The sequence below is a fragment of the Kaistia sp. UC242_56 genome (genome assembly GCF_044452255.1).
GTDB lineage: Bacteria > Pseudomonadota > Alphaproteobacteria > Rhizobiales > Kaistiaceae > Kaistia > Kaistia defluvii_A.
Genome location: NZ_JBIOAN010000002.1, coordinates 1,907,694 through 1,929,981 on the forward strand (window position 1 = coordinate 1,907,694; position 22,288 = coordinate 1,929,981).

Annotated in this window: 24 protein-coding genes; 15 read left to right on the forward strand and 9 right to left on the reverse strand. The window is 65.4% G+C overall.

The genetic code is table 11. The features are described from left to right. Nucleotides 1–48 precede the first annotated feature (48 nt). Nucleotides 49–2,175, forward strand: a complete 2,127-nt coding sequence (locus ACHMWQ_RS11695; protein ID WP_396307593.1) for a putative bifunctional diguanylate cyclase/phosphodiesterase — start codon at nt 49–51, stop codon at nt 2,173–2,175. A 69-nt stretch (nt 2,176–2,244) separates the two neighbouring features. Here ACHMWQ_RS11695 and ACHMWQ_RS11700 read toward each other — a convergent pair whose 3' ends face one another. Beyond that, nucleotides 2,245–2,889, reverse strand: coding sequence for an SGNH/GDSL hydrolase family protein (locus tag ACHMWQ_RS11700; RefSeq protein ID WP_396307594.1), 645 nt, complete (start codon nt 2,887–2,889; stop codon nt 2,245–2,247). A gap of 160 nt (nt 2,890–3,049) precedes the next feature. Here ACHMWQ_RS11700 and ACHMWQ_RS11705 point away from each other — a divergent pair, with 160 nt between their 5' ends. The 5 genes from ACHMWQ_RS11705 to ACHMWQ_RS11725 all read left to right on the forward strand — a co-directional run bounded on the left by ACHMWQ_RS11705 (nt 3,050) and on the right by ACHMWQ_RS11725 (nt 9,292). After that, on the forward strand, nt 3,050–3,634 hold the full coding sequence (locus ACHMWQ_RS11705; RefSeq protein WP_396307595.1) for a nitroreductase family protein: 585 nt from the start codon (nt 3,050–3,052) through the stop codon (nt 3,632–3,634). Nucleotides 3,635–4,006: 372 nt separating this feature from the next. Further along, nucleotides 4,007–5,299 carry an extracellular solute-binding protein gene (locus ACHMWQ_RS11710; protein ID WP_354548218.1) on the forward strand — a complete coding sequence of 431 codons (1,293 nt, stop codon included), beginning with the start codon at nt 4,007–4,009 and terminating at the stop codon, nt 5,297–5,299. A 125-nt stretch (nt 5,300–5,424) separates the two neighbouring features. After that, entirely contained in the window at nt 5,425–6,360 is a 936-nt protein-coding gene (locus tag ACHMWQ_RS11715) for a carbohydrate ABC transporter permease (protein WP_396307596.1), read from the forward strand. Continuing rightward, complete coding sequence (locus ACHMWQ_RS11720) at nt 6,357–7,211, forward strand: carbohydrate ABC transporter permease (protein WP_396307597.1); 855 nt, start codon at nt 6,357–6,359, stop codon at nt 7,209–7,211. Before ACHMWQ_RS11715 ends, ACHMWQ_RS11720 begins: the two co-directional genes overlap by 4 nt. A gap of 65 nt (nt 7,212–7,276) precedes the next feature. Continuing rightward, nucleotides 7,277–9,292, forward strand: coding sequence for an aldo/keto reductase (locus ACHMWQ_RS11725; RefSeq protein WP_354548222.1), 2,016 nt, complete (start codon nt 7,277–7,279; stop codon nt 9,290–9,292). 128 nt (nt 9,293–9,420) lie between these two features. On the opposite strand, the gene ACHMWQ_RS11730 is transcribed toward ACHMWQ_RS11725, so the two are convergent. Continuing rightward, nucleotides 9,421–9,606, reverse strand: coding sequence for a hypothetical protein (locus tag ACHMWQ_RS11730; RefSeq protein ID WP_354548224.1), 186 nt, complete (start codon nt 9,604–9,606; stop codon nt 9,421–9,423). A 26-nt stretch (nt 9,607–9,632) separates the two neighbouring features. Next, on the reverse strand, nt 9,633–9,818 hold the full coding sequence (locus ACHMWQ_RS11735; RefSeq protein ID WP_354548225.1) for a hypothetical protein: 186 nt from the start codon (nt 9,816–9,818) through the stop codon (nt 9,633–9,635). A gap of 89 nt (nt 9,819–9,907) precedes the next feature. On the opposite strand from ACHMWQ_RS11735, the gene ACHMWQ_RS11740 reads away from it, so the two are divergent. Continuing rightward, nucleotides 9,908–10,789, forward strand: coding sequence for a LysR substrate-binding domain-containing protein (locus ACHMWQ_RS11740; protein WP_396307598.1), 882 nt, complete (start codon nt 9,908–9,910; stop codon nt 10,787–10,789). Between the two features lie 6 nt (nt 10,790–10,795). Here the strand turns inward: ACHMWQ_RS11740 and ACHMWQ_RS11745 are convergent, their stop codons facing one another. Further along, on the reverse strand, nt 10,796–11,227 hold the full coding sequence (locus ACHMWQ_RS11745) for a VOC family protein (RefSeq protein ID WP_396307599.1): 432 nt from the start codon (nt 11,225–11,227) through the stop codon (nt 10,796–10,798). Between the two features lie 70 nt (nt 11,228–11,297). Here ACHMWQ_RS11745 and ACHMWQ_RS11750 point away from each other — a divergent pair, with 70 nt between their 5' ends. Beyond that, complete coding sequence (locus tag ACHMWQ_RS11750; RefSeq protein ID WP_396307600.1) at nt 11,298–11,891, forward strand: TetR family transcriptional regulator; 594 nt, start codon at nt 11,298–11,300, stop codon at nt 11,889–11,891. 69 nt (nt 11,892–11,960) lie between these two features. Further along, entirely contained in the window at nt 11,961–12,551 is a 591-nt protein-coding gene (locus ACHMWQ_RS11755; RefSeq protein WP_396307601.1) for an NUDIX domain-containing protein, read from the forward strand. Between the two features lie 2 nt (nt 12,552–12,553). Here the strand turns inward: ACHMWQ_RS11755 and ACHMWQ_RS11760 are convergent, their stop codons facing one another. Beyond that, on the reverse strand, nt 12,554–13,021 hold the full coding sequence (locus ACHMWQ_RS11760; RefSeq protein WP_396307602.1) for a winged helix-turn-helix transcriptional regulator: 468 nt from the start codon (nt 13,019–13,021) through the stop codon (nt 12,554–12,556). A 159-nt stretch (nt 13,022–13,180) separates the two neighbouring features. On the opposite strand from ACHMWQ_RS11760, the gene ACHMWQ_RS11765 reads away from it, so the two are divergent. Continuing rightward, complete coding sequence (locus ACHMWQ_RS11765; protein ID WP_396307603.1) at nt 13,181–13,828, forward strand: NAD(P)-dependent oxidoreductase; 648 nt, start codon at nt 13,181–13,183, stop codon at nt 13,826–13,828. Between the two features lie 192 nt (nt 13,829–14,020). Here the strand turns inward: ACHMWQ_RS11765 and ACHMWQ_RS11770 are convergent, their stop codons facing one another. Further along, the gene (locus ACHMWQ_RS11770; protein WP_396307604.1) at nt 14,021–15,187 is read right to left on the reverse strand and encodes an Mrp/NBP35 family ATP-binding protein; all 1,167 of its coding nucleotides are present in this window, start codon (nt 15,185–15,187) and stop codon (nt 14,021–14,023) included. A 439-nt stretch (nt 15,188–15,626) separates the two neighbouring features. On the opposite strand from ACHMWQ_RS11770, the gene ACHMWQ_RS11775 reads away from it, so the two are divergent. Continuing rightward, nucleotides 15,627–16,910, forward strand: coding sequence for a porin (locus ACHMWQ_RS11775; RefSeq protein WP_396307605.1), 1,284 nt, complete (start codon nt 15,627–15,629; stop codon nt 16,908–16,910). A gap of 241 nt (nt 16,911–17,151) precedes the next feature. Next, a complete protein-coding gene (recO, locus tag ACHMWQ_RS11780; RefSeq protein WP_396307606.1) occupies nt 17,152–17,901 on the forward strand; it encodes a DNA repair protein RecO in 750 nt (249 codons plus the stop codon). Nucleotides 17,902–17,953: 52 nt separating this feature from the next. Here the strand turns inward: recO and ACHMWQ_RS11785 are convergent, their stop codons facing one another. Continuing rightward, on the reverse strand, nt 17,954–18,271 hold the full coding sequence (locus ACHMWQ_RS11785; protein WP_396307607.1) for a hypothetical protein: 318 nt from the start codon (nt 18,269–18,271) through the stop codon (nt 17,954–17,956). A gap of 211 nt (nt 18,272–18,482) precedes the next feature. Here ACHMWQ_RS11785 and ACHMWQ_RS11790 point away from each other — a divergent pair, with 211 nt between their 5' ends. The 3 genes from ACHMWQ_RS11790 (at nt 18,483) to ACHMWQ_RS11800 (ending at nt 20,866) form a co-directional block, all read left to right on the forward strand. After that, nucleotides 18,483–19,175 (forward strand): DUF1045 domain-containing protein, encoded by a 693-nt coding sequence (locus tag ACHMWQ_RS11790; protein WP_396307608.1) that lies wholly within the window; start codon nt 18,483–18,485, stop codon nt 19,173–19,175. Continuing rightward, nucleotides 19,172–20,311, forward strand: coding sequence for an alpha-D-ribose 1-methylphosphonate 5-triphosphate diphosphatase (locus ACHMWQ_RS11795; protein ID WP_396307609.1), 1,140 nt, complete (start codon nt 19,172–19,174; stop codon nt 20,309–20,311). Before ACHMWQ_RS11790 ends, ACHMWQ_RS11795 begins: the two co-directional genes overlap by 4 nt. Before the next feature lie 102 nt (nt 20,312–20,413). Next, nucleotides 20,414–20,866: a nuclear transport factor 2 family protein gene (locus ACHMWQ_RS11800; protein ID WP_396307610.1), complete on the forward strand. Its 453-nt coding sequence runs from the start codon at nt 20,414–20,416 to the stop codon at nt 20,864–20,866. Nucleotides 20,867–20,963: 97 nt separating this feature from the next. Here the strand turns inward: ACHMWQ_RS11800 and ACHMWQ_RS11805 are convergent, their stop codons facing one another. Both ACHMWQ_RS11805 and ACHMWQ_RS11810 read right to left on the reverse strand, forming a co-directional pair. Then, complete coding sequence (locus tag ACHMWQ_RS11805; protein ID WP_396307611.1) at nt 20,964–21,431, reverse strand: L,D-transpeptidase; 468 nt, start codon at nt 21,429–21,431, stop codon at nt 20,964–20,966. A gap of 138 nt (nt 21,432–21,569) precedes the next feature. Next, on the reverse strand, nt 21,570–22,013 hold the full coding sequence (locus ACHMWQ_RS11810) for a L,D-transpeptidase (RefSeq protein WP_396307612.1): 444 nt from the start codon (nt 22,011–22,013) through the stop codon (nt 21,570–21,572). Nucleotides 22,014–22,288 lie beyond the last annotated feature (275 nt).

Below are 22,288 nucleotides of genomic sequence, written 5' to 3' on the forward strand. Positions count from 1 at the left end.
TTTCTCCAGCGATCCACCTTTCGGTTTGGTCTGCGCGTTGCCCTGCCAGTGTTGCTCGTGCTGGCCGGCTCGATCATGTTCATGATCTTCGCGCTGAACGAAATGGCGGGCGAGGTCGACCGGATCGACGATATCGCGACGGAGCGCTCGGCTGCGGCGTCGCTGCGCGCTTTCGAGAAACGCATGCGTCAGATCCATGGCGACTACTCGGTCTGGGACGACGCCGCGATCAAGCTCTATGGCGAGATCGACAAGGACTTCGCCAACAATAATTTCCGCGATGCGACACGCACCGGGGTCTTCTTCGACGCGGCCTACCTGCTCGACGAAAGGGGACAGACCGTCTTCTCCTTTCGACGGGGCGGCATCGCGCCGCGCAGCGCGCTGGAGGAGTTCGGCTCTCCGCTCCAGACCCTGATCGGGGGGCTGGCAGGCCAGTATGCCGCCTTCGATTCCAAGGTCGGCCTGATGAAGGACCGATCGGGCGCCATCGCCGTCGTGGCGGTCGGGTCGGTCTTTCCCTTGTCCGACGCGGTGCCGCCGCCAGTCGGTCGGCCGCGCATGCTGGTGCTCTCGCATACGCTCGATGATCCCTCCATCCGCCAGATGGGCGAGGATTTCGTGATCGACGGCCTGTCGCTGAGCTTCGATCCGAACCATGTGACAGAGGGCGTCCGGCTGCTCGATCCCTCCGGCAAGCCGCTGGGATCGCTGAACTGGACGCAACGCAGCCGCGGCAACGAGGCCTTCTCGCGCGTCGCGCCGATGGCCTATCTGACCCTCGGCATCATCGGGTTGACGATCCTGTTCCTGCTCGGCATCGGCTACGCCAATCTCGTCGCCGTACGCCGGCGCGAGCGCCAGGCCGTCTATGACGCCAACCATGACAGCCTGACCGGCCTGCCCAATCGCGTGGCGCTGACGCGGGCGCTGGAAGTGGCGGTGAGCCGCCGGCCCGTGCAGCCGGTCGCGGTGCTGTTTCTCGATCTCGACGGGTTCAAGGAGGTCAACGACTCCTATGGCCACGAGATGGGCGACCGCCTGCTGCGCCGGGTGGCGCGCGGCTTCGAAGCCATCTGCATGCGGCGGGGATTGCTGGCGCGCGTGGGCGGCGACGAGTTCGCGCTCGTCCTCGACAATCGTGAATCGGTCGCGTCGGCGGACGAGATCGGCAACCGGCTGGTCCGCTACCTGAACGGGCCGATCCTGATCGACGACCGGGTGATCGCGATCGGCACCAGCGTCGGCATCGCCGTCGTCGATGGCGAATCCATCACTGCCGACGAATTGCTCCGCCGCGCCGATGTTGCGATGTACCAGGCCAAGGAAATGGGCCGCAGCCGCGTCGCGTTCTACGACTGGTCGATCGACGCCGAGAAGACCGACCGCAAGCGGCTGGCCGACGAATTGCGCGATGCCTTGGCCACCGACGCGCTGCATGTCGTCTACCAGCCGATCTATGAGGCGCAGAGCATGCGGCCCGCCCTGGTCGAGGCGCTGCTGCGCTGGGATCACCCGCGACAGGGGTCCGTTTCACCGGACCTGTTCATCAATGTCGCCGAGGAAAACGGCCTGATGGACGCAGTCGGCGACTGGGTGCTGCGCCATGCCTGCCGCGACGCGCTGCAATGGCCGGAAATCCGGCTGGCGATCAATGTGTCGCCGGTGCAGTTCCGCAATCCCGGCTTCGATCGCAATCTCGCTGCCATCCTGCAGGAAACCGGGTTCCCGGCCGAGCGCCTCGAGGTCGAGATGACCGAGACGCATCTCGTCACTTTCCCCGACCGCGCGCAGCACATCGTCGCCTCCCTGCGGATACTGGGCGTCAGCGTGGCGCTGGACGATTTCGGGACGGGCTATTCCTCGATCGGCTATCTGCGCCGGTTCTCGTTCGACAAGCTGAAGATCGACCGGTCGCTGGTGCATGGCGTCTCGGTCGACCTCGAGACGCGGCGCCTGTGCGAGGCGACCATCGGGCTTGGCCGCGCCCTCAATCTCGAGGTCACCGCGGAAGGCATCGAATCCGAGGCCGATGCCGAGATCATGCGGCAGGCGGGCTGTTCCTATCTGCAGGGCTTCGCCTTTGCCCGGCCGATGTCGGCGGCGGCGATCAGCGAACTGCTGAATGAAAGCGCCCGCGAGGCCGATGGTAGCCACGCCTTGCGGATGGCCTGATCCTTGGCGATGCGCTCGGAGGCGCATCGTCAATCTGCCGCGCGGCGGCCGGATCGTGGAGAGCCCGGATCAGGCGAGCGTCTTGACGACGGCGGCGATGGCCTTGCCCAGCGCGGCCTGGTCGGCCGGATCCAGATGGATGCCGTCAAAGGCGCTGGAGCGGATATGCTGGCCGGCATCCAGGAAGGCCACGCCATGCTCCTTGGCGATCGCCGCATAGAGCGTGGCGAACTTCAGCGACTTGGCGTAGCCGCCTTCCAGCATCGGGGTGTATTCCGGCTTCTGGCCGGTGTGGTCGAGCATCGGCGGCGGCGCGACCACCAGGATCTTCGGCACGCCGGCGTCATTGCCGGCCTCGGCCTGCTTGATGACCTTGATCAGTTCGCCGACGCCCTTGGCGATATCCTCGGCCGGCACGTGGAAGCGCGCCTTGAGGTCGTTGGTGCCCAGCATGATGACGACGACGTCGAGCGGCCGGTGGCTCCTGAGGCACGGCAGGAGATAGGTCTTGCCGTTCATGTATTCGCCCTCGACCGGGTCGGAATGAACGGTCGAGCGGCCGGGCAGGCCTTCCTCGATCACATGCCAGTCCGGGCCGAGTTCCGCCTGGGCCACGCCGGTCCAGCGCTCGTCGCGCGCATAGCGTTCGTCGGGGCGGGGGACGGTGGCGGCGCCCCAGGTGTTGGAATCGCCATAGGCGAGAACGTTCTTCATCGATGCTGCTCCTCCCAGGGCGAATCTGCTTCGCCTTCACGGGCGTTGATCAAACATCATGGCCGCGAATTCTCAAGCCGGGGGGATTACGCGCGGCCGGTGGGGCTCTACGATCGCCGCGGGCGCTTCGGGACGACGCGCCGCCATGGAGAGCCTGAGAATGCGGAAGCCTGCCGATACCGCCGTACCGATCCTGCCCGTGATCGCCGAGCGTTGGAGCCCGCGCGCCTTCGATCCCGAGAAGACGCTGACGGAAGCTGATCTGAAGCCGCTGTTCGAGGCCGCCCGCTGGGCGCCGTCCTCCAGCAACACGCAGCCCTGGCGCTTCGTCTATGCCTTTCGCGGCGAGCCGTTCTTCGATGCGCTGGTCGATTGCGCGGTAGAGGGCAACCAGCCCTGGGTCCGCCGCGTCTCGGTGCTCGCCTATGCGGTCGCGAAGCTTCACTCGGACAGCGGCCGCTCGCTCTGGCACAACCGGCACGACACCGGCATCGCGCTCGGCTATCTGCTGCTGCAGGCGACCGCCAACGGCCTCGCCGTGCATCCGTTCGGCGGCTTCGACAGTGACAAGGTGATCGCCGCCGCCAATGTGCCGGAAGGCTTCGAGCCCTGCACGGGAATCGGCATCGGCTTTCCCGGCGATCCGGACATGCTGCCCGAGCGCGACCGGCTGCGCGAATTGGGCGGACGGGAGCGGCTGGCGGTCTCGGACTTCGCTTTCCACGGCCAATGGCCGGCCGCGTAGAGATCTTTACCCCGCAGGTATCGCTGCCGCTCGCCGCGCTGATTAACTAATTCAACGGCGCCTGGGAGAGTCCGGGCGCGGCGGGGGGGCTCGGTTTTCAAGTATAGAAATGAGGGGTTTTGTTTATACTATTATATTTTCAGGTGGCGCGAACTTGCCGCGATATTTCAGTCCTGCTTTAAGCCGAATTTTGTAACGATTACAAGGCTGGGATTTGCTTGCGGCGCTGCATTGACAAAGGTGCGACGCCGGATCCCTAATGCCCGCGGACTATGGGTAGAGGCTTCGATCGTTCGAGGTCGGCAGCATGCGGTTGGAGGGCCGCGCCGATCCGAGGGCGTTCGTTGAACAGGGTCCTTGGGAGGAACAAGCATGAAGAAACGTTCTGACGTGCCCTTTGGCACGGCTAGTCGCCGCACTGTGCTCAAGACGCTGGCGGCGGGCGCCGGCGTCGCGGCGCTCGGAGGCGGATGGTCCACGGCCGCTTTGGCCGACGACCGCACCCTCACGATCAACACCAACATCAGCGGCGAGGGCCAGCGCAAGCTGATGGCCCAGTTCATCGAGGAATTCACGAAGGAAACCGGCATCAAGGTCCAGCAGAATGCGATGGACCATGAGGGCTACAAGACGGCGATCCGCAACTTCCTCGTCGCCAATCCGCCGGATGTCTGCCTGTGGTTCTCGGGCGATCGCATGCGCGCCTTTGTCAATCGCGGCCTGTTCGACGATATCTCGGATCTCTGGGTCAAGGAGGGCTGGGCCGACAAGGTCGGCGCTCTGACGACCACGGTCACCGTCGACGGCAAGCAATATGGCGTGCCGACCGGCGCCAGCTTCTGGGGCATCTGGGCGCGCAAGGACTATCTCGACAAGTATGCCGGCGGCAAGGCGCCGGCCACCTGGGACGAGCTGGTCGCTTTCGGCGACAAGATGGTCGCGGACGGCATTTCGCCCTTCGCCATCGGCACCAAGGATCTCTGGCCCTCGGCGGCGTGGTTCGACTATCTGAACCTGCGCATCAACGGCTACGACTTCCACATGAAGCTGATGGCCGGTGAGGCCTCCTACGAGGATCCCAAGCTCGATGCGGTCTTCGACAAGTGGCAGGAACTGATCGACAAGAAGTTCTTCATTCCCAACCACACCTCCTATGACTGGCAGGGCGCGGTGCCGTTTCTGCTGCAGGGCAAGGCCGGCATGTATCTGATGGGCCAGTTCCTGACCCGCAACATCCCGGCCGCCGACCTCGACAAGTACACCTACCTGCAGTTCCCGACGATCGACCCGGCCGTGCCCACCGCCGAGGAGTTCCCGGTCGATTCCATGCACATCCCCTCCGGTGCGAAGAACAAGGACCTGGCCCGCCAGTTCATCGAGTTCTTCTACCAGCCGGAGCGGCTGGCGCTCTGGGTCGAGCCGGAAGGCAACATCCCGACCCGCTCGGACGTGCCGGTGCTGAAGAAGGACTGGCTGCTCGAAAAGGGGCAGGAGATCCTCAAGTCGGCCAAGTCGGCCTCGCAATATTACGACCGCGACACCGACCCCGACATGGCGCAGATCGGCATGAATGGATTCCAGCAGTTCATGGCGGACCCGAAGAGCCGCAAGGCGGTCCAGGCCCGGCTCGAGCAGGCGCGCAAGCGCATCTACAAGCCGAGCTGAGACGGGCCGATGCAGCCGGCGCGGGTCGACCGCGCCGGTTGCCGACAGGCCGGGTTCGCGGCGGTTCGGGTTTTCCCGGCCGCGTGCATCCCGGCCACCGATCGGACAGACCGGGTGGAATACGAATGACAGACGTCCTGCAGGCTTCGGCGGTTCGCGCCGCGACGAGGCGGCCGAGTTCGCCCTGGCGGCGGCATCGCGAATGGATTACGCCGGTGCTGCTGCTGGCCCCGGGCCTGATCCTGTTCATGCTGATCATCGTCATCCCCACGCTGCAGAGCTTTCGCCTCAGCCTCTATGAATGGGATGGCATCGGCCCGAAAAGCTGGGTGGGCCTCGGCAATTACATCGAGCTTTTCTCGGATCCGCAGTTCCTCACCAGCCTGAAGAACAACGTCATCTGGCTGGTGCTTTTCCTACTCGCGCCGGTCGGGGGGCTGGTGCTGGCGCTACTGGTCAACCAGAAGATCAGGGGCATCCGGCTGGCCAAGTCGCTGTTCTTCATGCCGCTCGTGCTGGCGCCGGTCACCGTCGGCGTCGTCTATTCCTGGTTCTACGATCCGACCTTCGGCATGCTGGCGCTGATCTTCAACGCCTTCGGCGCCTCTGCGCCGGCGATCCTTTCCGACCCGGACCTGGTGACATTCGGCATCGTCGCCGCCGCGCTCTGGCCGCAGGTCGCCTTCTGCATGGTGCTGTTTCTCGCCGGGCTCAACAATCTTGACGAGGACGTGCTGGGCGCCGGCCGCGTCGATGGCGCCAAGGGCTTTCCGATGTTCTGGCACATCGTGCTGCCGCAGCTGCGCGCTGCGAGCTTTATCGCGCTCACCGTGACGGTGATCGGGGCGCTCCGGAGCTTCGACCTGATCGCGATCATGACGCAGGGCGGGCCCTACGGATCCTCCTCCGTGCTCGCCTACCAGATGTACGAGCAGGCGATCTTCTCCTACCGGATGGGCTATGCGGCGGCGATCGCCACAGTCCTGTTCGGCGTCATGGCGGTGTTCATCGTCTTCTATCTGAGCCGCGTCATGCGTGCCGAGGCGAGGCGCGAACGATGAGCTATCCACTTCCCGTCCAGCAGGCCCGTCCGGCCATCCGCGCGCTCTATCCAGTCGCCATCGTCGTGGTGCTCGCCCTGTGGCTACTGCCGCTGGTCGCCATCACCATCACCTCGATCCGCTCGCAAGAGGATCTGATGGTCGGTAATTACTGGGGCTGGCCCAAGAGCTTCAATCTCTTCGAGAACTACCAGGCCGTCTTCACCCAGACGGCGATGGCGCGCTTCTTCTTCAATTCGCTGGTCATCACGCTGCCGACGGTCTTCTTCGTCATGATCCTCTCGACCATGATGGGCTTCGTGCTGGCGCGGTACCGTTTCCGTGGCAATATGCTGTTGTTCGCGCTGCTGATCGGCGGCAACTTCATCCCGCACCAGATCCTGATGATCCCGGTTCGCGATTTCATGCTGACGATCGGCCTCTACGACACGCCCTATGCGCTGATCCTGTTCCACACCGTCTTCCAGACCGGGTTCGCGACGCTGTTCATGCGCAATTTCATTGCCGATCTGCCGGGTGAACTGTTCGAGGCCGCCAGGGTCGAGGGCACCTCGCCCTGGCAGGTGCTCTGGCACATTGTCACGCCGCTGGTGCGTCCGGCGCTGGCGGCGCTCGGCGTGCTGGTCTTCACCTTTGTCTGGAACGACTATTTCTGGGCGCTGGTGCTGACCCAGGCCGACACGGTTCGGCCGGTGACGGCGGGTCTCGCCACTTTGCGCGGCCAGTATGTCACCGCCTGGAACATCATCTCCGCCGCGACGGTGCTCGTCGCGATCCCGCCGGTGCTGATGTTCTTCCTGATGCAACGTCATTTCGTCGCCGGCCTGACCATGGGTGCGGTCAAGGGCTAGGCGGCGCCTTCTTCCCTCCAACATCCGGCTCCCGCGCCGGATGCCTTGCAACGAAAGAGACTGATATGACGACTTCGGCCCAGAAACCCGTCCGCTGGGGCATTATCGGACCTGGCAGCATCGCCAAGGCGTTTCGCGATGGCCTGTCGCATTCGCAGACCGGCCAGCTGGTCGCGATCGGCAGCCGCAATCCCGCCAAGTCGGGCCTTGCCGACGATTTTCCCGGCGCCCGCATCCATGATGGCTACCAGGCGCTGCTCGACGATGCCGAGGTCGATGCCGTCTATATCGCGACGCCGCATCCCGGCCACGCCGAATGGGCGATCAAAGCCGCCGAAGCCGGCAAGCATGTGCTGGTCGAAAAGCCGCTCGGCCTGACCGCCTATGAGGCGGAAGCGATCTTCCACGCGCACAAGAAGGCCGGCACCTTCGCCGCCGAAGCCTTCATGTACCGTCTGCATCCGCAGACGAAGCGGCTCTATGATCTCGTCGCCGGCGGCACGATTGGCGAAGTCCGCGCCATCAAGTCGAGCTTCGGCTTCGCCATGCCGAAATTCGATCCCGACCATCGCCTCTATTCCAACGATCTCGCCGGCGGCGGCATTCTCGATGTCGGCTGCTATCCGGTGTCGATGACCCGTCTGATCGCGGGCGCTGCCTCGGGCAAGCCCTTCGTCGATCCGGTCCAGGTCCAGGGCTCGGCGCATCTTGGAAAGTCCGGCGTCGACGAATGGGCGGCGGCGATCCTGACTTTCCCGAATGACATCATCGCCGAGGTCTCCTGCAGCGTGTCGGTGGCGCAGGACAATGTGCTGCGCATCCTCGGCACCAAGGGCCGCATCGAGGTTTCCGATTTCTGGTTCGCCAGCGGCAAGGAGGGCGGCACCGGCACCATCCGCGTCATCCGTCCTGATGGCACCGTCGAAGTTGTCGAGGTCGTCGAGCCGGGCTGGCTCTATTCGTTCGAGGTCGATGCGGCCGGCGAGGCGATCCGCGCCGGCAAGCAGCAGCTGGATTCGCCCGGCATGAGCTGGGCCGATACGCTCGGCAACCTGCGCACGCTCGACAAGTGGCGCGCCTCGGTCGGCCTCGTGTTCGACATCGAGAAGGCGTCGCGCAAGACCACCACGATCAAGGGCGCCAAGCTTTCGCGCGGACCGAAGTCGATCCCCAAGCGCCAGCTCGCCGGCGTCAGCCAGCCGACCTCGGTGGCGGCGCTTGGTTTCGAGTTCTTCCCGGATTTCGCCAGCGCCTCCGTGCTGCTCGACGCCTTTCACGAGGCCGGCGGCAATCTGTTCGACACCGCCTACATCTATGGCGGCGGCAAGACCGAGAAGATCCTGGGCGACTGGCTGACCAGCCGGGGCGTGCGCAATGAATCGGTCGTTATCGGCAAGGGCGCGCATTCGCCGCTCGTCTATCCCGATGTGATCAGCAAGCAGCTGACGGAATCGCTCGACCGGCTGCAGACAGACCATGTCGACATCTACTTCATGCATCGCGACAATCCGGACGTGCCGGTCTCGGAATTCGTCGACGCTATGGATGCGGAGGTGAAGGCTGGCCGCATTCGCGGCCCGTTCGGCGGCTCCAACTGGACGCGCGAGCGCATGGACGCGGCGATCGCCTATGCGGAAAAGACCGGCAAGCAGAAGCCGGGCGCGCTATCCAACAATTTCTCGCTCGCCGAAATGCTCGACCCGATCTGGGCCGGCTGCGTCGCGGCGTCGGATGACGAATGGAAGGCCTGGCTCAACCAGCGCCAGATCCCGAACTTCGCCTGGTCGAGCCAGGGCCGCGGCTTCTTCACCGACCGCGCCGGTCGCGACAAGCGCGACGACGAGGAAATCGTCCGGGTCTGGTATTCGGAAAAGAACTTCGAGCGCCGCGACCGCGCGATCGAGCTTGCCAAGAAGCTCGGCCGCGAACCGATCCACATCGCGCTCGCCTATGTGCTGGCGCAGCCCTTCCCGGTGGTTCCGCTGATCGGTCCGCGCACGCTGGCAGAACTGGAAGACAGCCTGTCCGCGCTCGACATCCAGCTGACGCCGGAGCAGGTGACCTGGCTCGATCGCGGCTAGCACAGGCTGGTGGCGACCGGCTCTTCGCCTCTCCCTCAGGGAGAGGTTAAGAACGGTGCCCGCCGTCCGAAACGCGCGCCCTCATCTCCCGCAGGAGGTGAGGGCCGTTCGCCGGTCAGGCAGCGCGGCTATTCCATTTCGGAGTCGCGATCCTCTCCCGAACGCGACATCGTCATCTGCGGCAGCTTCTTCTCGGACGGCCGCGCATGCAGCACGGCGGCCGCCAGGCACGGGTTCAGAGCCTTGTAGTGGCTCTGCAGGTTTTCCTCGCGCGGGCCGGTCTGGGTCGCGAGGGTCGCTTGCTGTCTGGGCATCATGTACTCCTCTCCCAGCCGCTGCATTACGCACAGCGACTGTCTGGTTGCGGTTGAAACGCCTGCGGGGCATCGACCGCCTCTGGTCCGATCGGAAGATCGGCCAACTCGCGGACAGTCAAATCCCAAACTGCGTTCGCATTGTGGGCGACGGGCTCCGGCGCGACCGCCCAATCGATCAGTGCGCGAAAGAGTCCATGGATCGTCATCATCGATCTCCTCGGCTGACGCTGAGGCAAGATGGTCCTAAATGCTTCGCGGCACTATCGACATGATCTCGGTCACACTTTAGAAAAACTATATGACCGAGGCTTTCAAAGTCCCACTCAACGCGCTGCGGGCTATAGAAATCGTCGCCCGTTCGGGAACGCTTGCGACCGCCGCGGCGGAACTGGGCGTTACGCCTGGCGCTGTCAGCCAGCATATTAAGCGCGCCGAGGCGCGACTCGGCGTTCATCTTTTCGAGCGCACGCCGCGAGGTCTGGTCGCCACGCCGGCGCTGGAAGCCGCCTTGCCGCCGCTGCAGGCGGGATTCCGTTCGCTCTCCGAGGCGCTCGCCATCATCGATGGCGACCAGCGCGGCATGCTGACGATCACCACGGCGCCGACCTTCGCGGCGCGCTGGCTGGTGCAGCGGCTGGGCCATTTCACTCGCGCCCATCCCGAGATCGAGATCCGCTTCGTGGCGACGACCGATGTCATCGATCTCGCCCGCAGCGACGTCGATTGCGCGATACGGCTCGGGCGGGGCGCCTGGCCGGGCGTGGTGGCCGAACCGCTGACGGCGCAGCCCTTTTTCCCGGTCTGCGCGCCGCAATGGCGCGACCGGCTGCGCCGGCCCGCCGACCTAGCCGACGTCCCCGTGATCGCCGACGAGGGCACGCTGGTCGATTGGGACGCCTGGTTCCTGGCCACGGGATCGGCGCCGGTCAAGCTGACCGGCCCGTCCTATACCGATCCGGTGCTGGCGCTGGAGGCGACCCTGGCGGGGCAGGGGGTGATGCTGGCCTGGCAGATGGTGGTCGCCGATGCGCTCGCCGCGGGCCGTCTGGTCCGGCCCTTCCCGCAGGAGGCGAAGACCGATCTTGCCTATTGGTTCGTGACGACAGAGGCGAAGGCGCGCAGCCGCAAGGTCCGCCTGTTCCGCACCTGGTTGGCAGGCGAATTGGCCAACTCGCCGTAATCCCGGTCAGTTCGATCCCGGCAGCGCGTCCTTCGAATATTGCGCGGCGAATTCGGCGCTGGGCGCAATCGGCGTGATGACGTCGATCAGCACGCCGTTCGGATCGCGGGTGATGAAATGCCTTTGGCCGAACGGCTCGTCGCGCAGCGCCAGCAGCATCGGCAATCCCGCCGCCACCAGTCGGGCATGGACGGCATCGACATCCTCGACCTCGAAATTGAGCAGCAGGCCGGCCGCCATGCCGCGTCCGATCTCCGGGATGGTCTCGTGCGTGCCGTCCAGGACGGCGAGATTGACCGCGGGATCCGTCGCGGACTGGAGATGGACGTACCAGTCGCTCTCGAACGCAGCCACGAAACCGAAATGGGCCTGGTAGAACGCGGCCGTCGCCGCGACATCCCCGGTCATCAGCACGGGATAGAAGCTCGTGATCCGCATGGCTTTGCGCTCCCTCATAACTGACATACAGTCTGCGTGTATTTTGTCCATTAACATACAGGCTGTATGTATGCAATCAGCGACCCGCACCAATCAGGATCGCACCGAGAAGACCCGGGCCGCGCTGCTGGCCGCGGCCCGGGCGTTGTTCATCGCCAAGGGCTATGCTGAGACATCGACGCCCGAGATCGTGGCTGCGGCGGGGATCACGCGCGGCGCGCTCTATCATCACTTCCAGGACAAGCGCGATCTGTTCCGCGCCGTCGTGTCGGAAGAGGCGCGCCAGGTCGCTCGCGCGATCGGGGAGAGGGCGCCGGATTCCCTGCCGCCGCTGGAGGCGCTGATCGCCGGCGGCGCGGCCTATCTTCAAGCCATGCGCGAGCCGGGGCGGACGCGACTGCTGCTGATCGAGGCGCCTTCCGTGCTCGGCCTGGCGGAGGTTCGGGCGCTGGACGAAGCCCAAGCGGCGCGGACGCTCGCCGAGGGCCTGGCCGCCGCGTTGCCGGCTCAGGCGGGGCGCAATGCCGGACTGCCGCTCGCGGCGCTGACCGATCTGCTCTCGGCCGCGTTCGACCGCGCCGCCCTGGCGATCGATGCGGGGGCGGACCCGGCCGAATACCATGCGGCGATTTCAGCTTTGATAGGGCGTCTCGTGCTGAACTAGGCTCGACGCGGAAGCAGGCCGGAGACGCCCAGACTGGGCTGCGGCCAGGACGGACGGCAAGGAAATCGCATGACGGATTGGAATGACCGCGTTCGCGAGCGCGAGCGCATCCTGCTCTCGGATAGCTGGGGCAGGCTCTACAAGAACATCTTCGACTATCGCCGCTCGGACGGAAGCTGGCAGACGCAGACGCGCGAGACCTATGATCGCGGCGATGGCGCCGCCGTGCTGCCCTATGATCCCGATCGCGGCACGGTGCTGCTGATCCGCCAGTTCCGCTATCCGGCCTGGGTGCGTGGCCATCACGAGCCGCTGGTGGAGGTCTGCGCCGGCCTGCTCGATGCCGACGATCCCTTCACCTGCATCAAGAAGGAAGCCGAGGAAGAACTCGGCGTCACGCTCGAGGCGCCGGTGCGCGTGATGATTCCCTTCATGTCGCCCGGAAGCGTCGTCGAGCAGCTTCACCTCTTCGTCGCTCGCTATTCGCCGCGCGACCGCACCGGCGATGGCGGTGGCCACGAAAATGAGGGCGAGGATATCGAAGTGCTGGAGCTTCCCTTCGCCGAAGCGCTGGCGATGATCGACGACGGCCGCATCTGCGACGCCAAGACGATCCTGCTTATCCAGCATGTCGCGCTGAAGGGCCTGCTCAGGCCCTGATTTCAGCGCTCGCTTTCTGTCTCGCGCCTGGCGTCATAAACCGCGCGCGAGGCGCGGACATGGTCATGATGCGAGGCCGCCCACGCCGTGAGGGCGCGCATCGGCTCGGCCAGCGAATGGCCCATCTCGGTCAGCGCATATTCGACCTGCGGCGGCGTGGTCGGGAACACTTGGCGGCTGACCAGCCCATCCCGTTCCAGGCTGCGCAGCGTTACCGTCAGCATACGCTGCGAAATCCCGTCGACCGCGCGCTTCAGCGCATTGAAGCGATGCGGCCCGGTGGTCAGCTGCAGCACGACGAGATAGCTCCAGGCATCACCCAGCCGGTCCAGCACGTCGCGCACGGGGCACTGCTCGGCCGGCAACACCACGGTGCCGGCGAACGGTCCGTTCAGCAGCGGCGCGCCAATGGCCATCGGTGCGGGTGCGTCGGACGCTTCCGAATCGAGCCTTTCGGCCGTTCCTTCCATGATGACGTCTCCTGTGGCGCGCAGGGTGGTTCCCCCGCTGTGCTGTGGTGCGCCGCAGATGCGTTCTTTACGCATTCAAGTCAAGCGCCTAGTTATCGTTCGTAACCGCATGGGATGCGGAAGAGGGCGCGGACGTCGCGCCGGTCGAACAGGATGGACATGATGAAGATTGCAGTCATTGGCGCGACGGGTTTTGTCGGGGCGACGGTCGTCGCGGAGGCCCTGTCGCGTGGCCACGCGGTCGGCGCCATTGCCCGTCATCCCGAGAAGCTGGCCGACGCGCCGGGCCTGACCAAGATCGCCGGCGACGTGCTCGATGCCGATCGCGTCGCGGCGCTGGTGAAAGGCTATGACTATGTCGTCAGCGCCTACAATCCCGGCTGGACCAACCCGGACATCTACAATGAATACAAGCGCGGCGCGGCGGCGATCGTCGCCGGCGTGAAGAAGGCCGGCCTGCCGCTGCTGGTCGTCGGCGGCGCCGGCAGCCTCGAAGTCGCGCCCGGCGTGCAGGCGGTCGACCTGCCCGAATTTCCCGAGGCCTGGAAGCCGGGTGCGCTCGCCGCCCGCGACGGGCTGACCGAGATCCGCAAGGAGACCGGCCTCGACTGGACCTTCCTGTCGCCGGCCGCGATCCTGGAGCACGACACCCCGCGCACCGGCCGCTATCGCCTCGGCCTCGACAATCCCGTCATCGACCCGGCCACCGTCACCGCGCATATCTCGGTCGGTGACCTGGCGGTGGCGATCCTCGACGAAGCCGAGAGCCGCAAGCACACCCACAAGCGCTTCACCGTCGGCACCTGATCCGAATCAAAACGCCGCCCGGATATCTTCGGTCGGCGTTTTTCATTTCAGACAGAGAGGGGCCCCCGCCAAGGCGCCTCGTCGCCCCGGCGGAGGCCGGGGGCCATGAACACCGGCCGCGGAGGACGTCGCCAAGCCCTCCGACGACGGCGGGCCTGGATCCCGGCCTTCGCCGGGATGACGGCATCGCCTCTACTCGATCACGATGCTCGGGGCCTGCCTCGCGCCGGCGCCGCCGGATACCGCCGCCCAGATCTTGGCGGCGATCTCCTTGTAGACGCGGGCATGCGGGCTGTCGGGCTGGCTCGCCGTGATTGGCTTGCCGCTGTCCGAGGTCTCGCGGATGACCATTTCCAGCGGCACTTCGCCCAGGAACGGCACGTCGAGCCGTTCCGCCTCGCGCTTCGCGCCGCCATGGCCGAAGATGTCGTAGCGGGCGCCGGTATCGGGCGCGATGAAATAGCTCATGTTCTCGACGATGCCGAGCAGTGGCACGTCCACCTTGCGGAACATGGCGAGGCCCTTGCGCGCGTCGATCAAAGCGAGATCCTGCGGCGTCGAGACGATGACGGCGCCGGCGAGCGGCACCTGCTGCGCCATGGTCAATTGCGCGTCGCCCGTGCCGGGCGGCATGTCGACCACGAGAATGTCGAGCGGCGCCCAGGCAACCTCGCGCAGCATCTGCGTGATCGCCGACATCACCATCGGCCCGCGCCAGATCATCGGCGTCTCTTCCTCCACCAGGAAGCCCATCGACATCGCCTTGATGCCGAACGCCTCCATCGGCTTCAACGTCCGGCCGTCGATCGTCTCCGGGCGGCCGGAAAGGCCGAGCAGGCGCGGCACGGACGGTCCATAGATATCGGCGTCGAGCAGGCCGACCTTCAGCCCATTGGCGGCAAGCCCGAGCGCGATGTTGACGGCGGTGGTCGACTTGCCGACGCCGCCCTTGCCCGAGGCGACCGCGATGATCGCGGTGACGCCCGGAATGCCAGGCTTGCCGGAAGCCGACGGCCGGGCGGCGGCCGGGCGCGGGGGATGGGCGGCGGGCGACGAGGCCGCGGGCGCGGGGCGCGGCGGCGGGCTGCGGGTCTCGAGGCTGTTGCCCCGGCGCTCGGCTGTCAGGATCACAAGCGTGCTCTCGACACCCTCCATCGCCCGCACGGCGGCGGCCGCCTTTTCGCGCAGCGGCTCCAGCTCGTTGGCGCGCGCCGCGTCGACGGTGATCGAGAACATCACCTTGGCGCCGTTGATCAGGATATCGGAGACCAGGCCGAGGCTGACGATGTCGCCCTTGCCATCCGGGCCTTCGACGGAGCGCAGCCGCTCGAGAATCGCATTTTGGTCGAGAGCGGTCATGGCGGACGGTCTTCCCTGTGGTTGGAATGAGGGGAGGGACATTAGCGCTGCGCGGGGCGGGATCAAGCGCTAGCCTGCGGCGCGGGGGAAACTGGGATTTTTCAAGAAATGCCCGGTAGTTATAAGGTTAACGGCCGTTAATCCTTCTTAGCCGGAGGTTAACGGCTGACGCAGTACGGAAGGGGCTTGGTGTTGCATTTCTGTCATAGCGCGTGAACGCGCTTTCGCTATGATCAGTTTTACGGAATCACGAGATGAGATTCCGGTTGCATCTGCCGGCCACCCTGGGGTGGGGGCCAATAAAAAGCGGATGCAGCTGAACGGGGATTAGGACTGACTTCGTACGAGCTGAAGAGAAGGGGTGATCCTGCGGGGTCTACTCTGAGGCGACGAGAAGAATGACATAGTCTCCTGGTTTTACCTTTTTGGAGGTCAGGATATGAACTTTAAGACCCTTCTCCTCGGCTCTGCAGCAGCCATGCTGATGGCTGGTGGCGCTCAGGCGGCGGATCTCACGGTCGCCGAGCCGGTTGACTACGTGAAGGTCTGCGACGCTTTCGGCGCCGGCTTCTTCTACTCGCCGGGCACCGACACGTGCATCAAGATCGGCGGCTACGTCAAGTTCGGTACGTCGTTCGGCGACCGTTCGGGCGACGACTTCGTCGGCGTCTTCAACGGTACCTACCCGAACAGCAACTGGGGCAACTTCTACACGGAAGTTTCGATCCAGGCGACGGCTTCGTCGGTCACCGAATACGGTAACCTGACCGGCTTCATCGACATGCGCGCCAAGACCGGCAACGTCCGCGGCGAAGGCGACGTTCAGGATTACATCAACGCTTCGACGAACTCCGCTTACGTCGACAGCGCCTACCTCGAGCTCGGACCGCTCAAGGCTGGTTACTTCACCTCGCTGTTCGACTTCGGCCGGGGCTACAACGACACCGGCATGTTCGGTTCGGATTCGACCGTCGATCACATCCAGCTGACCTATGCCGTCAACGGCTTCGGTCTGGCGATCTCGGTGGAAGACGCTCGTGACCGTAACGCATTCGGTCAGGTCGACAATCTCGCTGATCCGATCGGTCCGTACTACACCGGCGGCCAGGACAACATCCCGGATATCGTCGCTGCAGTGACCTACGCTTCGGGCATCTTCTCGGCCAAGCTGGCCGGTGCCTGGACGCATCAGGCTGTCAGCATCGGTAGCGGCGACGGCTCGGCGGCCGACCCCTACAACTATGACGCTGAAGACGGTTGGGCAATCGGTGGCGGTCTTGAGATCGCTCTCGACAACTTCTCGGCTGGCGATCGCTTCTTCGTGTCGGCTGCCTACGGCGACAACGCCAACTCGTACACCGGCATCGCCGGCGGCACCTCGGTGGCTGGCTTCGTCGGTCCGTTCCTGAACGTCGACGCAGCGTCGCGTACGGGTTCGAGCTGGTCGGCCCTCGCTTCGTACAAGCACGTTTGGACCCCGCAGCTGTGGTCGTCGCTCTCGGGCGGTTACGCTCAGTTCGACGGTTCGGATGACTACCAGGACTTCAACGTCGACGCGTGGCGCGTTGGCTTCACCACCGCCTACACCCCGGTCAAGGGTCTCGACCTGGTCGGCGACGTCTTCTACACCGACGTCAACGTCAACGATGATCGCTTCGGTCCGACCGATGACATCGACGGCAACGGCTGGACCTTCAACCTGTTCCTGAAGCGTTCCTGGTAATCTGACCTAGGTCAGTTATCGAAGGCCCGGCTGAGCAATCAGCCGGGCTTTTTTGTTGTCTGGATTCCAGCGCGGCCGGATCGGCGATCGCGTCGCGGGACCGTGGCTTTGGCCGCCGACACTCCCCAAAGCGTTTTCGAGCGAAGTGGGTACCGGTTCGCGTGGAGAAAACGCGACCCCACAGTGAGATAGAGCGTTGCGCCGTTTCAGAGAAGCGGTGAAAGGCTCTAGAATGACGCGCATGGAATGGACCGATCAGGGCCTGGTACTCGGCGTCCGGCAACAGGGCGAGGCGAGCGTCGTTCTCGAACTGATGACGGCTGCGCGCGGTCGGCATCTGGGACTCGTGCGCGGCGGCCGGTCGCGCCGGCTTTCACCCGTGCTCCAGCCTGGCAATACCGTGCAGGTGGTCTGGCGCGCGCGGCTTGACGAGCATCTGGGCATCTTCACGGTCGAGCCGCTGGTGAGCCGGGCAGGGCGGCTGATGGCCGACCCCGGCACGATCTTCGCCCTGCAGACCTTGACCGGCCATCTCCGCCTTCTGGCCGAGCGCGAGCCGCATCCCGCGCTGCATGGCGCGGTCGAGGCGGCGCTCGATGCCTTCGCGGCAGCGGATCGTCCGGAATTACTGGATTTCGGGGCGTTCATCGCCCGTTTCGAGCTGGCCCTGCTCGAAGAGCTCGGCTACGGCCTGGACCTGTCGGTCTGCGCGGCGACCGGCGAGCGAGACGAACTGCATTATGTGTCGCCGAAAACCGGCCGCGCCGTCAGCCGCGCCGGGGCGATCGGCTATGAGGACCGGCTGTTTCGACTTGCGCCCTTCATGACCGGCGGCCCGAGCAATGGCGGTCCGCAGGAACTGCGCGACGCCTTCCGCCTGACCGGACATTTCCTGGCGCGCTATATCTATGGCCCGCGCGGCCTGCGTGAGCCGGTGGCGCGAACGGAATTCCTCACCCAGATCGATCGCCTGGTGGTTCAGCACGGCTGACGCGGGCGGCGCTCACGCCACCCGCGTCTGCCAGATCCCGCAAAAGGGGCGGTCAGCGCGCCCAGCAGAAATCGCGGACCTTGGGGGAATACTGGAACGGGTTGATCGCGATGTTGTATCGGCAGCGGTTGGAAATCGCCAATTGCATCTGCGGCGACAGCGAGGCCTTGAAGGCGGCGAGCGAGGCGGTGTCGTTCGGCACGCTGGAGAGATCGAAGCCGAACACCTTCCAATCCGGAATGGGACCGGAGTCGATGCCGCTCGTGGAGAAGTCGTTGGCACTGGTGGCCGAGGCGGGCGATGCCGAAAGCAGCATCGGTGCGGCCAGGAGTGCCAGCGCGAGGCCGAGGGCGGTTTTGGACAGGCTCATAGGGATCCTCATTCGATCGTTCGACTGCAGGCTGTTCTTATAGACGGATATCGTTGTGGAACCGTGAAATACAACGTTCCAAGTTTCAGCAACGCGGGCGGGCGCGCGCTTTTCTCCATCCGCCATTCGCCGGCTCAATGTCTCCGTTCCGCCATGCGCCTCGGGTTACACTGTTCGTCCGCGATTCGGACGCCAACTGTCGAGACTCTCCTTGCGATACGCCATCTACGCCACGCCGCCCGCCGACCATCCTCTCGCGATCACCGCCGCCCGCTGGCTCGGGCGCGACGCGTTCACGGGCGAGGATCATCCCCTGCCGCCGATCCAGGGTTTTTCCGGCGGCGCGATCGAGGCCTATCTGGCGGATCCGGCGCGATATGGCTTCCACGCGACGCTGAAGGCGCCCTTCACCCTGGCGGATGGGCAGAGCGAGGCGGATCTGGTCGCGACCCTCGACGCGTTCGCGGCGCAGTCGGCCCCGGTGCTGGTGCCGGAACTGGTGATTCGCCGGCTCGGTCGATTCTTCGCTCTGGTGCCGAACGAGCGCGTGCCGGAGCTGGACGATCTTGCCGGCCGGATCGTGGCCGAGTTCGAGCCCTTCCGTGCGCCGCTTTCGGAGGCGGATATTGCGCGCCGCCGCGTCGCCGGACTGACGCTGGATGAGGAAACCAACCTGCTGCGCTGGGGCTATCCCTATGTCTTCGACGCCTTCCGCTTCCATATGTCCCTGACGGGGCGCGTGCCGAAGGACGATGCCGAGGCCATGGCGACCGAGTTGAAGCAGCGTTTCGCAGAGTTCGACGGCAAGCCGTTCGCGATCGACCGGCTCGGCCTGTTCATCGAGCCGGAGCGCGGCGCGCCGTTCCGCGTCCATCACGTCACCATGCTGGCGGGGGCAGCGTGATGGCCGAACAGATCTTCTCGCATGCCCGGATCGTGCTCGAGGACGAGATCGTCGAGGGCAGCCTGCTCGTCCGCGACGGGCTGATCGCCGATTTCGATCATGGCGCCTCGCGGCATGGCGAGGACCTCGGGGGCGATTTCCTGGTGCCAGGTTTCGTCGAGCTCCACACCGACCATCTCGAAAACCACTATGCGCCGCGTCCCGGTGTGCGCTGGAACCCGGTCGCCGCCGTGCAGGCGCATGACGCCCAGGTGGCGGGCGCCGGCATCACCACCGTGTTCGATGCGCTGCGCGTCGGCATGGACGAGGATGCGCGCACCTCGACGTCCGAAATGCAGATGCTCGCCGACGCGATCGAGACGGCGAAGCGGGAAGACAGGCTGCGCGCGGATCACAGGCTGCACCTGCGCTGCGAGGTCTCCGCGCCGGACGTGCTCGACGGGCTGGCCGGCTTCCTCGACGTGCTGCCGGTCAAGCTCGTCTCGCTGATGGATCACTCTCCAGGCCAGCGCCAGTTTGCCAGCCTCGACAGCTATCGCGCCTTCTACCAGGGCAAGATGGGCATGTCGGACGCCGCCTATGAGGCGTTCGCCGCCAAGCGGATCGCCCAGGCGGATGAGTTTTCCGCCCGGCATCGCCGCGAGATCGTCGATCTCTGCCACCCGCGCGGCATCGCGGTGGCGAGCCATGACGACGCGACGGCGGCCCATGTCGACGAGGCGGCGTCGGATGGCGTCTCGATTGCCGAGTTCCCGACCACGATGGAGGCCGCCGCTGCGTCGCGCGCCGCGGATATCCGCGTGCTGATGGGCGCGCCCAATCTGGTTCGCGGCGGCTCGCATTCCGGCAATGTCTCCGCCGCCGTGCTGGCCGAGGCCGGGCAACTCGACATCCTGTCGTCCGACTACGTGCCGTTCAGCCTGATGATCGCGGTGTTCGCGCTGCCGGAACTGGTGCCGTCTATCCGACTGCCGGAAGCGGTGCGGCTGGTCACGCGCGCGCCGGCCGAAGCGGTCGGTCTAACCGATCGCGGCGCGATCCGTCCGGGGCTGCGCGCCGATCTCGTCCGCGTGCGGGCCGGCGAGGGCGTGCCGGTCGTGCGCAGCGTCTGGCGCGAGGGCCAGCGCGTCTGCTGAAGGCGCTCTCGTTGCCTCGCGCAGACGTGCACGGTCCGCGATTTGGATGGGACTATGCTCCGTCGCCGGATCGAAATGGTCCGTTGATTGGAGGAATTCCCCATGGCAACGCAGCAACAACAATCGCATCTGCACGCCGCGATGAACCCGATGAGCCGCAAGCTCGCCGACGAGATTCAGCCGCTGATGGACGAGATCGCGGCCTGCATGGATCGCGGCGACGCGGCGGCGGCCGCCAAGCTGTTCACCGAGGACGCCACCGTCATCAGCCCGATGGGGCTGCGCGGCACGGGCACGGCCGGGGTGCAGAAGGTCCTGACTGCCGACATGGCGGCGATCCTGAAGGGCGCGCACAGCCATTTCACGGTCGAAGCGGTGCGCCCGCTGGGAGACGCCGTTTTCATCGACGCGATGCATGAGGTCACCGGCTCGAGCGCCGGCGGCGGCCGCGCGATGGAGCTGCATGTCGCACTGCTCGCGCAGAAGAAGGGCGGCGCCTGGCGACTGATGGAGGCGCGTCCCTACGCCTTCATGACTCCGCCGACGACCCACTGACCCCACTTGGCTTGAAAACGCTCCAAACGAAAACGCCGCCGAGGGGTGCGGCGGCGCTTTCGGTCAGGAAATCAGGAGTGCCGGGAGAACGGGGCGCTTATTTCTCGACGATGATGGCCGTGCGCATCATGCCGATCTCGTTCACGGCCTTGAAGAACAATTCCGCATTCGCCTTGTCGAGGCGGACGCAGCCATGCGAGGCGGGGCGGCCGAGATTCTTGGTTTCGGTCGTCGCATGCACGGCGATGCCGTCGTTGAAGAACACCGAATAGGGCATCGGCGCGTTTTCATACTTCGTCGAATGGTGCATCTCGTCGAGATAGTCCGGGCGGAACTTGCCGGGCGGCGTCTCGAAGCCCTTGCGGCCGGTCGAAACCTTCCAGCTATAGGTTTCCTTGACGCCATTGCCGCGATTGACGACGACGTCCATCTGCTGCTTGGCGAGATTGACCTTCGCGAACACGCCGGCAGGACCCGGGAACAGCGAATTGGCCGAGGCGAATTGCGGCGCTGTGGTCAGCGCGATCGTGGCGATGGCGAGGGGAGCAAGCAGGCGAGCGAGCATGGCGGCGGTTCCGGGCGGGGTCAATTCGAGGGGCCGGGCGGCTCATTGATTGCCGCCCGTCACGATGCTGTTCTAGCGGGCCACAACCGTTCCGTCAGTGACCTTCGTCACGCAATGGCCGCCGGCCACACGATTTTCTCAGCGTGTGATCACGACGCGCGCATTCTGCATGCCGCGCTCGGCGATGAGCTGATAGAGCGTGCGGGCATTTTCAGGCGCGAGCCGGACGCAGCCATGCGACGCGGGACGGCCGAGCGAGCGCACATGCGGCGTGCCGTGGATGGCGTAGCCGCCACGGAAGAAGACGGAGTTCGGCATTGGCGCCATGTCGTATTTACGCGAGTACCACATGCGGTGCATGCGCGTCGGGCGATAGCTGCCGACCGGCGTGGTGTAGCCGCGTCGCGCCGTCGACACGTCCCAGCCATAGCGGGCGCGGCCATCGACATAGACGACCATCTGCTGCGAACTCAGATTGATGCGGGCGACCACGTCGGCCCGCGCCGTTCCGGGCACCGCGCCAAGTAGGGCCGCGAGCCCGATCGAAAGGGACAGGCCGAGTACTGCTAAGGAACGGCGCATCGAAGTCTTCTCCCCGGAAAGGTCGTGCTGCATTTCCTTATGGTAGCAAGCAAAGACTGAACAACCGGTAATCTGGATACCGAAATTCTTCCGTAAAGTCAGGAGCCGTTGCAATTGCAGCTGGCAGGTCTGCGCGCGCGGTAGTCGAATGCCGATGGGAAGCATGCTAGCAAGTTTCCGCCGGGCGCCAACGGAACGATCCGGGCACCGGGGGCGGTCGAAACGTTGTCGAGCGCCTCAATCAGAAGAGATATGGCTTCCGCGCCAAAGGAGAC

What these genes read in the sequence shown, in the direction of transcription:
- ACHMWQ_RS11735 (WP_354548225.1), bottom strand. Translation starts at nt 9,818, where the DNA reads ATGATGACGATCCATGGACTCTTTCGCGCACTGATCGATTGGGCGGTC.
- ACHMWQ_RS11725 (WP_354548222.1), top strand. Translation starts at nt 7,277, where the DNA reads ATGACGACTTCGGCCCAGAAACCCGTCCGCTGGGGCATTATCGGACCT.
- recO (WP_396307606.1), top strand. Translation starts at nt 17,152, where the DNA reads ATGGAATGGACCGATCAGGGCCTGGTACTCGGCGTCCGGCAACAGGGC.
- ACHMWQ_RS11740 (WP_396307598.1), top strand. Translation starts at nt 9,908, where the DNA reads ATGACCGAGGCTTTCAAAGTCCCACTCAACGCGCTGCGGGCTATAGAA.
- ACHMWQ_RS11720 (WP_396307597.1), top strand. Translation starts at nt 6,357, where the DNA reads ATGAGCTATCCACTTCCCGTCCAGCAGGCCCGTCCGGCCATCCGCGCG.
- ACHMWQ_RS11730 (WP_354548224.1), bottom strand. Translation starts at nt 9,606, where the DNA reads ATGCCCAGACAGCAAGCGACCCTCGCGACCCAGACCGGCCCGCGCGAG.
- ACHMWQ_RS11805 (WP_396307611.1), bottom strand. Translation starts at nt 21,431, where the DNA reads ATGCTCGCTCGCCTGCTTGCTCCCCTCGCCATCGCCACGATCGCGCTG.
- ACHMWQ_RS11810 (WP_396307612.1), bottom strand. Translation starts at nt 22,013, where the DNA reads ATGCGCCGTTCCTTAGCAGTACTCGGCCTGTCCCTTTCGATCGGGCTC.
- ACHMWQ_RS11800 (WP_396307610.1), top strand. Translation starts at nt 20,414, where the DNA reads ATGGCAACGCAGCAACAACAATCGCATCTGCACGCCGCGATGAACCCG.
- ACHMWQ_RS11770 (WP_396307604.1), bottom strand. Translation starts at nt 15,187, where the DNA reads ATGACCGCTCTCGACCAAAATGCGATTCTCGAGCGGCTGCGCTCCGTC.
- ACHMWQ_RS11710 (WP_354548218.1), top strand. Translation starts at nt 4,007, where the DNA reads ATGAAGAAACGTTCTGACGTGCCCTTTGGCACGGCTAGTCGCCGCACT.
- ACHMWQ_RS11705 (WP_396307595.1), top strand. Translation starts at nt 3,050, where the DNA reads ATGCGGAAGCCTGCCGATACCGCCGTACCGATCCTGCCCGTGATCGCC.
- ACHMWQ_RS11775 (WP_396307605.1), top strand. Translation starts at nt 15,627, where the DNA reads ATGAACTTTAAGACCCTTCTCCTCGGCTCTGCAGCAGCCATGCTGATG.
- ACHMWQ_RS11750 (WP_396307600.1), top strand. Translation starts at nt 11,298, where the DNA reads ATGCAATCAGCGACCCGCACCAATCAGGATCGCACCGAGAAGACCCGG.
- ACHMWQ_RS11755 (WP_396307601.1), top strand. Translation starts at nt 11,961, where the DNA reads ATGACGGATTGGAATGACCGCGTTCGCGAGCGCGAGCGCATCCTGCTC.
- ACHMWQ_RS11765 (WP_396307603.1), top strand. Translation starts at nt 13,181, where the DNA reads ATGATGAAGATTGCAGTCATTGGCGCGACGGGTTTTGTCGGGGCGACG.
- ACHMWQ_RS11745 (WP_396307599.1), bottom strand. Translation starts at nt 11,227, where the DNA reads ATGCGGATCACGAGCTTCTATCCCGTGCTGATGACCGGGGATGTCGCG.
- ACHMWQ_RS11700 (WP_396307594.1), bottom strand. Translation starts at nt 2,889, where the DNA reads ATGAAGAACGTTCTCGCCTATGGCGATTCCAACACCTGGGGCGCCGCC.
- ACHMWQ_RS11760 (WP_396307602.1), bottom strand. Translation starts at nt 13,021, where the DNA reads ATGGAAGGAACGGCCGAAAGGCTCGATTCGGAAGCGTCCGACGCACCC.
- ACHMWQ_RS11715 (WP_396307596.1), top strand. Translation starts at nt 5,425, where the DNA reads ATGACAGACGTCCTGCAGGCTTCGGCGGTTCGCGCCGCGACGAGGCGG.
- ACHMWQ_RS11785 (WP_396307607.1), bottom strand. Translation starts at nt 18,271, where the DNA reads ATGAGCCTGTCCAAAACCGCCCTCGGCCTCGCGCTGGCACTCCTGGCC.